General features: G+C 39.5%; 12 protein-coding genes. 3 read left to right on the top strand and 9 right to left on the bottom strand.

The genetic code is table 11. The features are described from left to right. Positions 1 to 135: 135 nt before the first annotated feature. Positions 136 to 672 (bottom strand): universal stress protein, encoded by a 537-nt coding sequence (locus D1367_RS06310; RefSeq protein ID WP_118164706.1) that lies wholly within the window; start codon positions 670 to 672, stop codon positions 136 to 138. A gap of 732 nt (positions 673 to 1,404) precedes the next feature. Here D1367_RS06310 and D1367_RS06305 point away from each other — a divergent pair. Beyond that, entirely contained in the window at positions 1,405 to 3,012 is a 1,608-nt protein-coding gene (locus D1367_RS06305; RefSeq protein ID WP_118164703.1) for a flavin monoamine oxidase family protein, read from the top strand. A 665-nt stretch (positions 3,013 to 3,677) separates the two neighbouring features. Here D1367_RS06305 and D1367_RS06300 read toward each other — a convergent pair. The 8 genes from D1367_RS06300 to D1367_RS32675 all read right to left on the bottom strand — a co-directional run bounded on the left by D1367_RS06300 (position 3,678) and on the right by D1367_RS32675 (position 12,115). Then, positions 3,678 to 3,908 carry a type II toxin-antitoxin system MqsA family antitoxin gene (locus D1367_RS06300; RefSeq protein WP_118164699.1) on the bottom strand — a complete coding sequence of 77 codons (231 nt, stop codon included), beginning with the start codon at positions 3,906 to 3,908 and terminating at the stop codon, positions 3,678 to 3,680. A gap of 152 nt (positions 3,909 to 4,060) precedes the next feature. Then, complete coding sequence (locus D1367_RS06295) at positions 4,061 to 4,333, bottom strand: type II toxin-antitoxin system RelE family toxin (RefSeq protein ID WP_118164695.1); 273 nt, start codon at positions 4,331 to 4,333, stop codon at positions 4,061 to 4,063. Beyond that, positions 4,320 to 4,571 carry a hypothetical protein gene (locus tag D1367_RS06290; protein ID WP_228674620.1) on the bottom strand — a complete coding sequence of 84 codons (252 nt, stop codon included), beginning with the start codon at positions 4,569 to 4,571 and terminating at the stop codon, positions 4,320 to 4,322. Before D1367_RS06290 ends, D1367_RS06295 begins: the two co-directional genes overlap by 14 nt. Positions 4,572 to 4,802: 231 nt before the next feature. After that, positions 4,803 to 6,509, bottom strand: coding sequence for a DUF262 domain-containing protein (locus D1367_RS06285; protein ID WP_118164686.1), 1,707 nt, complete (start codon positions 6,507 to 6,509; stop codon positions 4,803 to 4,805). 156 nt (positions 6,510 to 6,665) lie between these two features. Beyond that, on the bottom strand, positions 6,666 to 9,326 hold the full coding sequence (acnB, locus tag D1367_RS06280; protein ID WP_118164683.1) for a bifunctional aconitate hydratase 2/2-methylisocitrate dehydratase: 2,661 nt from the start codon (positions 9,324 to 9,326) through the stop codon (positions 6,666 to 6,668). A 368-nt stretch (positions 9,327 to 9,694) separates the two neighbouring features. Continuing rightward, entirely contained in the window at positions 9,695 to 10,627 is a 933-nt protein-coding gene (locus D1367_RS06275) for a DUF4351 domain-containing protein (protein ID WP_118164680.1), read from the bottom strand. A 176-nt stretch (positions 10,628 to 10,803) separates the two neighbouring features. Then, positions 10,804 to 11,205, bottom strand: coding sequence for a hypothetical protein (locus tag D1367_RS06270; protein ID WP_118164678.1), 402 nt, complete (start codon positions 11,203 to 11,205; stop codon positions 10,804 to 10,806). Between the two features lie 787 nt (positions 11,206 to 11,992). After that, a complete protein-coding gene (locus tag D1367_RS32675) occupies positions 11,993 to 12,115 on the bottom strand; it encodes a hypothetical protein (protein WP_267255550.1) in 123 nt (40 codons plus the stop codon). 194 nt (positions 12,116 to 12,309) lie between these two features. On the opposite strand from D1367_RS32675, the gene D1367_RS06265 reads away from it, so the two are divergent. Next, positions 12,310 to 12,630 (top strand): 2Fe-2S iron-sulfur cluster-binding protein, encoded by a 321-nt coding sequence (locus D1367_RS06265; RefSeq protein WP_118164676.1) that lies wholly within the window; start codon positions 12,310 to 12,312, stop codon positions 12,628 to 12,630. 200 nt (positions 12,631 to 12,830) lie between these two features. Next, positions 12,831 to 13,037: a hypothetical protein gene (locus D1367_RS06260; protein WP_118164674.1), complete on the top strand. Its 207-nt coding sequence runs from the start codon at positions 12,831 to 12,833 to the stop codon at positions 13,035 to 13,037. Positions 13,038 to 13,347: the final 310 nt, after the last annotated feature.

The raw sequence follows: 13,347 nt of genomic DNA, 5'->3' as shown, positions 1-13,347 counted from the left end.
GACGGGCTATGCCTACGCTCAATTTTAGCCCAATACCGTACAGTTAAGAATCGGTTGTGGAGATTGAGGAAGTAGGTAGGCGAGAATAAACCAAATTCAGAGTTTGGATCGCTCAGATTTATGCAATGTTAGTAATTAGTTAACGCTTAAAGTGCTTGTAGTTTCTTTGACAACTTCATGTGTTTTAGGACTAGCTGAAAGATGCACAACATGCACCGTACAAGCAGCATGGTGAAGAACATAGTTACTCACACTACCAAGAAATAGTTCCATCAGCCCAGAACGACCCCGACGCCCCATCACAATTAGGTCAGCGCCATAACTATGAGCTAAATCACAAATGATCCGGCCAGGATTACCAATATTTTGTGTAAATTCCGTAGTTACACCTGCTGCGTTAGCTTGGGTACAGAAAGATTGCAGCATCTGGATTCCTAAATTTTTAAAGGTATCCCACTGCTTTTGGTATAACTCGAAGCTTTGACTGCTCAATCCTGGATAGTAGTCAAAATTAGACAGCATGGGTACGTAAGGACTACCCTCTTCTTCGGTAGATAAGACATGCACTAGCATTAAGCTAGCTTGTGTTAACTTTGCTAAACCCAACGCTTCTTCAAAAACCTGTTGCCCTATTTCCGAGCGGTCTAATGCAACTAGAATTTTTTTGAACATCATAATAGACCTCCGATTTCATTGGTAATTGGTCTTTACGGTTTCGGGTTTCTAAATGCTGGATTGTCAAAAATGACTAATCCCTCAACTATGTTTAGCGACTTGTGAATTTTAAGTTTATTAAAGGTTTTCGCCCCTTATCTATGTTTATAGCAAAACAATTTGAGGAAGTTGTGAGGAAAGCAAGCATTGCTCTTTGATTATCAGGAATTATCCCGTTTTGGAAGAAACATCTTTAGGCCCTAACCCCAAATTTCTCTCCCAACTTTGAGAGAGGAACTTTGAAGCTGGTTTCGTGTTCGGGTAAGTTTACCAGCAGGGGCTAGGAGATGGGAACGAATACGTGCTATCAGTCAATCCGCTACACTACACAATCGTACTTGAGGAATGAGCGGTGCGATCGCAACACAATAATCACCTATCCTCATCCGATAAGCATTAGACCTCTTAATCGTTCAGGCAAATTCGCATTGTGGGAGATGAAGCTCGTAATTATAGAGAGTAACAATAAAATTAAACCTCAAACTAAATCTTTTTTGACGATTTCTATAAATAGAGGACAAAATTTAAAATAGCTTTATCTTACGTATATATACTTGTCTGGCAGTTAAAAAATATCAAATCTTTATCTTATAAAGGTTAATTATTTAAGGCAAATACATAGACAAAACCTATACTTGTAAGGAGATAAATAGGGAAATACCCGAAAAAATTTAGCCAAAGTTGTAAGTAATGAGCCATTCACCAATATTTAAAAGATTAGCCCGCACCCTTGGGATTGTCAGCTATTGTCAAAAGCGTAATATCTCAACGAGCGAAGGCATTGAACGCATTCATCAACTTGAAGAACTGATGTCATTGCGTAAGATTAAGCGGCGACAATTTCTGGCTGATTTAGGAAAATTGACAATATTGGGTGGAACAATTGGTGTAGGGTCTGGTTATTTCCATCGTACTTTAGCCGCACCTTCTTCAATGGATGCAAAGATAGCGATTGTAGGTGCTGGTTTAGCAGGACTCGCTTGTGGCTACGAACTCAAACGTCAAGGAATTAAAGCCACTATTTACGAAGCTAGTGACCGAGTAGGTGGACGCTGCTACTCACTTAATGGTGTCTTCCCTGGTCAGGTTGCCGAAAGAGGTGGCGAGTTTATAGACAATCTGCACAAGACCATGTTGGGATATGTAAACGAATTTAAGTTAGAAGTCGAAAATTTGTCAAAGCAACCAGGTGAAGTATTTTATTACTTTAATGGTCAACGTTATCGGGAATCAGCAGTAATTGATGAATTCCGAGATTTTGTGACGGCAATGAGAGTTGATTTACACACCTTTACACAACCTACTGCGGATAAATTTACTGCATCTGAGCGGTTATTAGACTTCACTAATCTCCAAGATTATCTTGATAGTCGTGGAGCGGGAGCTTTGCTGAAAAATGTGATTAAATCTGCATATACTGGTGAATATGGTCGAGAAATTGACCAACAAAGTTGTTTGAGTTTTCTCCTATTTATTCATGCAGATAGACGCTCCAAGTTTAAACCTTTTGGGGTGTTTAGCGATGAACGTTATCATGTTATCGGAGGCAATCAAAAGATTGTGGAAGGATTAAAAAACCGATTACTAGAACAGATACAGTATGGGAAAAAGCTGATTGCTGCCAGGAAAGATAGTGCAGGTAAAATAGAATTACTTTTTAACAATGGTTTAAGTGAAAAGTTTGATGCTGTAGTATTTTCTCTTCCTTTCTCAACTCTGCGAGAAGTAGATTTAATAGGACTTCAGCTACCTCAGTGGAAACTTGATAGTATTAATAATTTAGTTTATGGAACTAACTCAAAACTGATGGTAGGTTTTAATGGTCGTCCTTGGACTACCCTTGGTAGTAATGGTAGTGCCTATGCTGATCTTCCCAATCTCCAGGCTATTTGGGAAACTAACCCTAGCAAAGCTACATATAACCAGGCAGTCTTAACAGATTACACTGGCGGCAATTTAGGTGCAAGGCTTAACCCAAAAAATCTTCAACGGGAAAGTGGTAAGTTTATTAATGAACTGAAGTTTGTCTTTCCTGGTGCAGATATTTCGGCTGTACGGATCAAAAATACTGAGTATTTAGCTTATTTAGAAAACTGGTCATTAAATCCACTAACTAAAGGAAGTTATACCTGTAATCAACCTGGTTACTTTACAACAATTGCTGGTAATGAAGGCAAATCAGTAGATAACATCTACTTTGCAGGAGAACATACTAACTCATTTTATGAATGGCAAGGTTTTATGGAAGGTGCTGCAATTTCAGGTATTAATGCTGCCAAGCGAATTTTTAAAAGTTAAAAAATAAATCGCTAAGGCTCTCAATACGGTTCGGTTAAGGTTTTTTGATGAAAATTCTAAATCACAAAGACGCGATAAATCGCCGTCTCTACAAAGGATTAATTATTGTAGAGACGGCGATTTATCGCGTCTTTTGGCTTAACCGAACCGTATTGCTAAGGCTCTGATTCCAATCATCACTAAGCATCAGTGTAACTACTAAGGCTCCCACCATGACTCCGGCTACAGCACTCACAATCCGAATGGTTTAAACATTATGTGTGATCCAATACTGTTCGGTTAAGCCTAAAAAATAACTCCAATGTAGGTTGGGTTGAGGAACGAAACCCAACATTTTCAGGGATTTGTTGGGTTTCACTAAAGTTCAACCCAACCTACAAATCTTCTTAACCGAACAGTATTGATGTGTGATCTCTTCCCCTTTTCCCTAGAAAGCAAGAGAGGGTTGGGGGATTAAGTCTGTGTGCGAAGTGCGAAGGTGCGAAGGTGCGATCGCTTCATTAAGTTGCTTGATTGCTGCTTCTTGATTTATCCCTTGTCCTACCAGTCCATTTTCTAAGCATAAAGCAACTCAATAACCCGCACTCTTTCGCAAAACTGTTGTGTATAAGTCCATAAATGTGTATTAGTGGATAGCTGAAGCAATATTTAATTTTGGCAATTATTCATGATCCAAAACTAGCCACTTCTACAGGACGTTCAACAGCTAATCTTTTACGGTTAGTTTTGATTTGTTCAATTTTGTGAAGAGTTTCAGCAGTTAAATAACTTTCGCCGCAATGAGTACAGGTTATCACTGGAATGTTTTCTATTACTAGCAGGTCTTTACCCTTACTGTAAGTTCTAGTAATTCGGCGGACTTTTACACCTTCGCTTCCACAAATATCACACAGCATTTGCCGCTTTACTGGTATTAGGTTATGTATACAGTAATGATATAGCGGTGTGCAGTTCAGTGAGATACAAAAAAAATGCTGGAATGATTTGACAGCAAGGACTTTGGTGTTCTCATCCAATCGATAACCGCTATAACAAGTTTTCCAGTGCTTCAAGGAAAAATTCTGTAGATGTCTTTGCGGTGAGCAACTCGTTGGCAGATTAATGTTTTTGTTTCTTGATCAAGAGTAATGCCAATTCGATAATCACCAACTCGAATCTTATATTTATCGCTATAACCTTTCAGTTTTTCAATATATCCTAATTCAAACGGATTCTCTGATTCCAGTTCTTGAAACACGATAGGTTCTATGCGGCTTTGAATCTCAACTGGTAAAGCAGCAAGTTCTTTTAAGAACCTTTTGGTATATTCAACTTGCCACATTTTCTTCTTTTAGTGATTGATAATATTTTAGTGCTTCATCTTTTGATAGTGCTTTTTCTTCGTCTACTTCCTCCATGAGCTTTGCTAAACCGTAATTTTCAAGAATTTCTTCAATTTTTTCAAATTCAGCGATAGGAATTTGTACGGCAATAGGTTGTTGATTGTCATCGATAACATAGCTTTTGTTAAATTCAAGCATTTTAATAACTCCTATGTTTAGAAATCCATTGGTGTTCACCTGTTAAAATTTTGGTGTCAGGTAATTATATTTTAACAGTTTATCGCGATCGCATAGATTGTCCTCTCCCCCAAGCTCTCTGCAAAGCGGAGAGGGGAGCCAGATTTCTCCCCCTTCCCTCGTAGGGAAGGGGGTTGGGGGGTTAGGTCTGTGTGCAAAGTGCGAAGGTGCGATCGCAAGTCTATGAAGGACTTAACCAAGTGTTGGTATTCTTTGAATAAAATACTCTTTTTATCTAGGCCAGACTTTAATAGCTATATCAGCTAAGTATTCTGCACGCTTTTTGATTGCTTCTTCATTCCAAACATTTATTTGTCTCAAATAATGATTTAAAGACAAATTGCTAGTATTGAAATATACTAGCTTTCCTGAAAAAGGTTTATTACCCATCTCAGAGTTATATCCTGTTAATGTGAGGTTACCTAACGTATGTAGCCATTTTTTCTGAACAGAAGCATGATTTACCCCTAACATTGTTTTCCATTCTTTATTTAATGTCTGGGGCATGATATGTTCAATAGTTAAACTCTCTGACTTAACTTTTTCTTTAGTAAGAGATGACTCTAGACTCTCTAAAAGAAGCTTCGCTCTATCACTTAAACTTGTAGCGTATACACCCTTGGCAATAATCCCATCACGCAATGCATCATCATCAGGCCAAACTTTGCTCTTATCATAACCCTTCAAGACTTGTTGTAATCCATCAACCACATCAGTAGGATTTACTTTCTGGACTTCAGAGTACAAAGCATTGAAAACTGATCCTAAAGTTTTAGTGGAAATTCCAGCAAATAAACGACGTACAAAATAAGACTCTAGATAACGCAAAATTTCTTCAAACTTATCAAGCGATAAGCGTTTTTCTTCATACTCATGATAAACATTGAGTAGGAATATATGACAAGTTGTAAAGTCAAGCCTTTTTAATCGCTGGAAGCAATATCTTAATTTAATCTCTGGTTCTTGCTCACAAAAATTCAGACGCTGGTAATACTTGGCAAACTGTATAAGGTTTTGTAGCTCAGACTTTACACCAATCTCTGACTTATCAAAGCGTTTTTTGATATTTTTGTAAATTTCTTTTTGGTTAACTGCTTCACCATCTTTACGTAGATAAAACCAAAATGCATTTGTTAATTCGTCTGAATACACTTTTTGGCTAACACTAGATTTATAACTTTCTACAAAAGGTAACCATTCATTCTCATATACCTCTTCTCGCTCTTCATGCGGCAACCTCATAAATATATAGTTACGAACCAAGTCTACCTGAGTTAGTTCTTCTCCCTTATTATTTAAACTTTCAAAAATAAGATATGGGTTATCGTTTGCATCAGAAGTTATATTTACTATAACTAATTGCTCTAATATAATTTTTTTCAATTTTGTTAAATCAAGAGGTATATCTTGCTCAGGGACAGATTCTTTCAGCCGTTTATCAAAAAAATTATAAGCTTCATTTATTTGCCCTGACTGCGATTCTGGATTTTTGGTTTTAGCTGTTTTAGCTGTTTTAGCTTCAACTATATTTTTATATGCATCACGGTCATTTTGAGTAGGTAATACTTTAAAGTAATCGTCATTTTTATGATATTTGTTAATTAAATAAAATTCATATATCTGTTCAGACATTTGTTTATCATCTTTTTTAAGATGATTTCGTAATGCTGCTAAGAGAATACTAAGGGTGGTAAGACGTTGTTGCCCATCTATTACAACATATGGAGTGATGCCGTCAGCTGTTCCTAATTCAGCTTGTGTAACTATGGGGCCAAGAAAATAAGAACCTTGTACTTCATCATTATAGAGACTCATCAAATCTTCCCAAAGAGTCTTCCAATTTTCCTGTTTCCAAGAGTATGGTCGCTGAAAAAGAGGTATTTGAAACTGTTTACCACCTTCTAGTAAGTTACGGAGAGTTGTTTCTGATGCTTTCATGCTTGTTATTTGCTTTATGTATCATATACGATAATAACTAATTTTTTGTATTATCAAAGACTTCAATGTGAGAGATTTACATTAAAAAGCCCGCATTAGCGGGCTTTTTAATGTAGCCACAGATTAAGACCTGGGGCATTTCATGTTAATTATTACCTACCTCGCCGCCGTAGACATACCCAAAATATCCTCAAGCTTCGGCATATCTTCTAACGCAATCACACGCCCTTCATCCTCAAAACCGGCAATTTGATCGAAGTTCAAATACCGATACAAATCATCTGCAAAAGGATGAATTCTACTCGCCACAATATCCAAGTATTCCTGCACTGTGGGAAGCCGTCCCAGCAGCGCACAAACTGCGGCTAATTCTGCTGAACCAAGATACACTCGCGCATCTTTACCCATGCGATTATTGAAGTTGCGGGTAGAGGTAGAAAACACTGTTGTCCCATCAGCAACTCGCGCCTGATTACCCATGCACAAACTGCATCCTGGCATTTCTGTTCTAGCACCCGCAGCCCCAAAAACGCTGTATACACCTTCTTCTTTTAATTGGTGTTCATCCATGCGCGTTGGTGGTGCTATCCACAGGCGAGTTTTCACTTCACCTGCGCCTTCCAAAACTTTGGCTGTTGCTCGATAATGACCAATATTTGTCATACAAGAACCAAGGAATACTTCTTGTACTGGATCATTAGCAACTTCCGATAATAGCTTAACATTATCGGGGTCATTGGGAGCAGCAACAATTGGTTCTTTGATTTCGTTTAAATCAATTTCAATTATTTCGGCATACTCCGCATCGGCATCGCCTTCTAATAACACGGGGTTTGCTAACCATTCTTCCATCTTTGCGACACGGCGCAGCATGGTACGCGGATCTTGATAGCCCCGTGCTATCATATTTTTCAGTAGCGCAACGTTGGAACGCAGATATTCAGAAATTGTCTCTACACTCAGCTTAATTGTGCATCCGGCACAAGAACGTTCGGCGCTAGCATCGGTGAGTTCAAAGGCTTGTTCAACTTTTAAATCTGGCAAACCTTCTATTTCTAGAATTCGCCCGGAGAAGACATTTTTTTTGTTCTGCTTCTCTGCTGTCAACAAACCTTTTTGAATTGCCACGTAGGGAATCGCATTCACAACATCCCGCAGGGTGATACCTGGTTGCAATTCTCCTTTAAATCTTACCAAAACTGACTCTGGCATATCTAAAGGCATGACACCCAAGGCGGCTGCAAAGGCTACTAATCCAGAACCGGCGGGGAAGGAAATACCCAAGGGGAAGCGGGTGTGAGAGTCGCCGCCAGTTCCCACGGTGTCGGGTAACAGCATCCGATTTAACCAGGAGTGGATGATACCATCACCGGGACGCAGGGCGACACCGCCACGAGAGGCAAAGAAATCGGGGAGTTCGTGATGGGTTTTGATGTCTACTGGTTTGGGATAAGCTGCTGTGTGGCAGAAACTTTGGATCACTAAGTCTGCACTGAAACCAAGACAGGCGAGTTCTGTCAATTCGTCGCGGGTCATGGGGCCTGTGGTATCTTGAGAACCAACGGTAGTAATGATGGGTTCGCAAGATGTGCCGGGACGCACACCAGGTAATCCGCAAGCTTTACCTACCATTTTCTGTGCTAGGCTGTAGCCTTTCCCTGTATCAAAGGCTTGCTGGGGACGGGTGAAAACGGTACTGTGTTCTAAACCAAGTGCAAGACGGGTTTTGTCGGTGAGGGTACGGCCGATAAGTAGGGGGATGCGTCCACCTGCGCGGACTTCATCGAAGATGGTGTCAGGTTTAAGGGCAAACGTGGAAATGACTTCGCCTGTTTCGTTGGTGATTTCGCCTTTGTAGGGATGGATGGTAATTACCATGCCGGTTTCTAGTTGGGTGACATCACACTGAATAGGCAAAGCACCGGCATCTTCTGCTGTGTTAAAGAAAATTGGCGCGATCGCACCACCTAAAACATAACCCCCAGCGCGTTTGTTTGGCACAAAAGGTATATCATTTCCTGTATGCCACAATACTGAGTTAATTGCAGACTTACGCGAAGAACCAGTACCAACTACATCTCCCACGTAAGCTACAGGATGCCCTTTTTTCTTCAGTTCGGCAATGGTTTGTAAACTTCCCGGTTGCCGTGACTCTAACATCACTAAGGCGTGTAAGGGGATATCTGGGCGAGTTGTGGCGCTTTGGGCGGGGGATAAATCGTCGGTATTGGTTTCGCCAGGAACTTTAAAAACGGTGACGGTAATCGCTTCTGGAACTGTGGGGCGCATGGTAAACCATTCAGCTTCCGCCCAAGAGTCAACCACCCGTTTGGCAAAAGGATTGGTTTTAGATAACTCTAAAACATCGTGGTAAGCGTCATACACCAAGAGGATTTTGCTTAAGGCGTTGGCGGCGTAGGCGGCGATGGGTTCCTTTCCTTGTCCACCCATTACTAAAGGTGTTTCAGATGAGTCTGAGACGGATACAGTGGGCAATTGCAGCAAATCGATTAAAGCTTGCACATTGTAACCGCCTATCATTGTGCCCAGCAATTGCACCGCTTCTATGCGCGAAACCAAAGGACTGGTGATTTCCTTTTTGGCAATGGCGGTGAGAAATCCGGCTTTGACATAAGCTGCTGGATCAACACCAGGAGAAACGCGATCGCTCAATAAATGTAATAATATCTCCTCTTGACCCTTGGGCGGATTTTTCAGTAATTCACATAATTCTGAGGTTTGCTTCGCATCCAATGGTAAAGGGGGAATACCGAGTGCTGCTCTTTCGGCAACGTGTTTACGATATTGTTCTAGCATTTTTATGTTCTCCATTGGGATGTTCTCCCTTTAATTATGAAATATTTTTAGGCAATACTCGGCTATAAGAGTTTAGCTTACTTTTATGATGAAAGCCTTACTGGTAATCGGTTATTAGCAACTTTTTTTATACTGAAATTTTGGAAAGTATAAGGCGAATAGAATTTGCTACTACATAAACTTTCGTCTTCCTCCGTGGACTAAGAGGATGTTTGGAAAGTCATGATTGATGTATCAAATATTGTTTTACCCCACCCTAACACTCCCCGATATATTGGGGAGGGAACCGGATTTTCTTGTTTTCCCCCAATATATCGGGGGGATTAAGGGGGGTAATAATTCGATTTCTCAGGTGTAGTAATAATGAATTAGATTGATTGTTGGTTTAACCAAGTTTCTAAATCAGCGACGTTAGAAAAGTCTAGTAATGCTTCTCCTAAATTCTCTAATTGTTCAATGGATAAACCTTTAATTCGCCCGATTAATGATGCATCAATTTCACCAATACGGCGATTTAGTAGACGCAGTATTAAGTCTTCTTTTCCTTCTTGCCTTCCTTCTCGCCTTCCTTCTTGCCTGCCCTCTTGCCTTCCCTCTTCTTTGGCTTGTTCTCTGTCTCTTTGATAAAGTGGTTCTAATCGCATAATTAACTCCCTATCATCTGCTTCTAATTCTTGGTTTACTCTCAAGTTTTCGCGCAAGTTGTAAACTAATTCGAGAGTTGCTTTCTGGTATGGATGATCTAATGGTAACGCTTGCAATTCGATAATCGCTTGTGACTGCACACTTCCCCTACCTAAAAGCCTCAACCATAATGTCTCTGGTATTTGGGGTAGTTGGTGTATCGCTACAATTGCTGTTCGCAAGGCATCTGGCAGAAAATGCACTCCCGATAACCAACCTGCTTTTTGCATAGTTCCAAAGCTAGATAATCTGGTTTCAGATATTGTTGGTGTAAGAACCCACAATTTGGGAATTTCGGAGTCCTGAAGTTTGGTTTTATTGGCTTTAGCTTCTCGTCGTAATAAAGCCTTTATTTCTAATAATTTGAGAATACAGTCGCAGATTTCATCGGTAGAAGCTGGATTGCGGTAGGGTTCTATAATTGCAGGATGTTGGGCAAATCTCCCTAACAAACCCAGTATTTGTATATTAGAGGTTTGCTGTTTAGCAGGAGTGAATAAAACATCTATTTCTTTAATCTCTCCTGAGACTTTTTCTGATGCCTTGACTTCTCCGTAATCTTTTAATAATTCTTCTAGATAGTCTTTGGCGAATTTATCATGGATAAACCTGGTCATTCAATTTTAAGATTTCGGAAGTTCTGGGTTGATGCAAAGTCTTATTATATAGCAGTCTTGAATCATTCGTGATGAAATAGATCCCCGACTTCTTAAAGAAGTCGGGGATCTGCTGGACACTTTTAATTTTCACAGATATAGACGCGATTAATCGCGTCTCTACTTTTGACTTCCCGTTAGGGCGTGGCGGTTATTGCATTTTCATCTGATGTTTTATCTGTGTTAGATTTCAAGCGTGTCAATCTGCTTTTACGGACACGATCGCTGTCTCTAACGCCGCCTGCAAGTTCATATTCATTGCTGTTTTTGCCGTACTTAAAACCAACCCCCATCAGCATTTTATCTGAAACCTGACTTAAGGTTTTCTCCATCTCATCCAGTTTTTTTCTAGAAGAGTCAATCATAGCTAGAGCAGCGTTATACTCATCAAGCATATTATGAAAATTATCTATTAATTGAGTCAGGTTTTGCAAGTTGCAAGTATCATTAAAATTGATATTTGGATCGATAGCTTTCAGTCCGGCAACTCTAAACTCAGCTTTTTCTAAAATCCGGGAATTACGTTTTCTTCGAGGCATAATTTTACACTTTTAATAGTTTTACAGAGCTATTTTGTCACAATTAGCCTGGATTCAGGTTCAGCAAAAAGCGCATTTTTTTTAGTAAAAGTTTTTAGTTATGTCCGTGATTTCTCGGAATTTAATCATCAAAGGTTGATTTTTGGCAAAATAATATTTTGTTTAAACAATAGACAATAGGGCACGCATTGCTCATTAGTGTCCAAATAAGCAAAAGTGGGTTAACTGTTAGCTTGCTCACCCGCCTGGAACTAAAGTTCCAGGCTAATAGCTAAAGTCTACTGAAGTAGACTAAAGATTTTTCGGATTATTTAGTCATCAATAGAAGACTTGAGCTATTAGCAAGGAACTTCAGTTCCTTGCAGGACATGGTTTTTACGTTAAGTTGACACTTATGAGCAGCACTCTACCCCTACAAATGGTCTGTATTCTCTGTCAAGAGCGATCGCTTTAACTTTAAGCCTTAATGTTGTAACCTTAAGGCTTAAAGTTAAAGCTCTAAGGCTTAATGTTGTAACCTTAAGCCTTTATGTTATAACCTGAAGCCTTAATGTTGTAACCTGAAGCCTTAATGTTCTAGCTCTAAGGCTTAATGCTGTAACCTTAAGAGTCAACATTGTAACATTGATGACTAAAGTTCGTTGGTGAGTGCAACCATCGCTACATATAGGACTCATATTTGATTTTTGAACAAAACTCAGTACACCTTTATTCTTTCTTCCCAGTCCCCAGTCCCCAATCCCCAGTCCCTTACCTCTACAAGTGATTCAGAAATCAAATCGGATTACTATAGTGTATATTGTTGATTTACAGCGATCGCAGAGTTGGAAAAAATTTCAATCCAAGACATGGAACCAATGCCAAAAGGCAGACTTACAGATACAGTCTCTAATGAAACGCGAACGCGCATATTTTATAGTAAGCAAATTTAACTAATATATTTGTGTATTGTATAGTAAATAATGTTACTAATCTATAACTTATTCAGAATGAGTTGCTATAATTGCTACTCTTTAACCTAAAGTTTTATAGTAACATCTGGATATTTTTAACTAATTCAGATAAACTAATAAATTTGTCCGTTGCATCACGCTTGTTTTGTATATGCCCAAAATTTACACCGTAGAAATTGATCACCAAGGCAAAATTCATACCTTGCAAGTTCCTGAAAATGAAACGATCTTATCAGTTGCCGATGCTGCTGGTTTGGAACTGCCAAGTTCTTGCAATGCCGGTGTCTGCACAACTTGCGCCGGTCAAATAAGCGAGGGAACTGTGGATCAAACTGATGGTATGGGCGTTAGTCCAGATTTGCAAAAGCAAGGTTACGTATTGCTTTGTGTTGCCAAACCCCTTTCTGATTTGAAAATTAAGACGGAAAAAGAAGATGTAGTTTATCAGTTACAATTTGGTAAAAGCAAATAATTAGTAAAGCCTTGGCGACTAGAAGTCGCGGCTACACAGACTTGTGTTGAGCGAAGTCGAAATACAAAACCTGCCTCCGCAGGTTAAAAGCCCTTAATTTTTTCTTAGTCTACGGAGGAAGACGAAAGTTTGTGTATTAGCGAATTCTATTCGCCCAATACTTTTATTCTAGAAACTACAAATCAACAGGATTTACCAACATGACGACTCATTTTATTACCGCAGAAATTGATTTACAAGAAACTCCCGCAGAGTTACTAGAAGTAATTGAAACAGAGTTGAAGAAACAAGGGGAACCTCTGCGTTGGGCAATTACTTCTGTGGATGCTGACGAACAAAAAGCTACAGTTGAAGCTGTGGTGACAAAGAGTGCTGTTAGCGATAGCGGGGCATTGAAACAGTGCTAAGGGACTTCCAAGTAAAAAAATATTCCATTCCTATTGTTCAGTGTTGACCGTTGACGGTTCACGAATTTTCAGTCAACAGTCAACAGTCAACAGTCAACGACTTTAATGTGGAATAATTTATTTTTTGGAGTTCCCCAAGTTATAGCAATTCTGTATGAAAATACACATAATCAGTCCCCCCAACACATCGGGGGGACGGCGTAGCCGGGGGGTAAATATATGCAGCTTCACAAAGAAGCGGTATTAGAAGTTAAAAGTTGAGAGTGGGCAAGGGTATTTCATTTTCATCTAGCCCGCCTCAGAATGAATT

This window comes from Nostoc sphaeroides (assembly GCF_003443655.1).
GTDB lineage: Bacteria > Cyanobacteriota > Cyanobacteriia > Cyanobacteriales > Nostocaceae > Nostoc > Nostoc sphaeroides.
The sequence above is the reverse complement of the archived record's forward strand: the minus strand, read 5'-3'. Positions and strand labels throughout refer to the sequence as shown.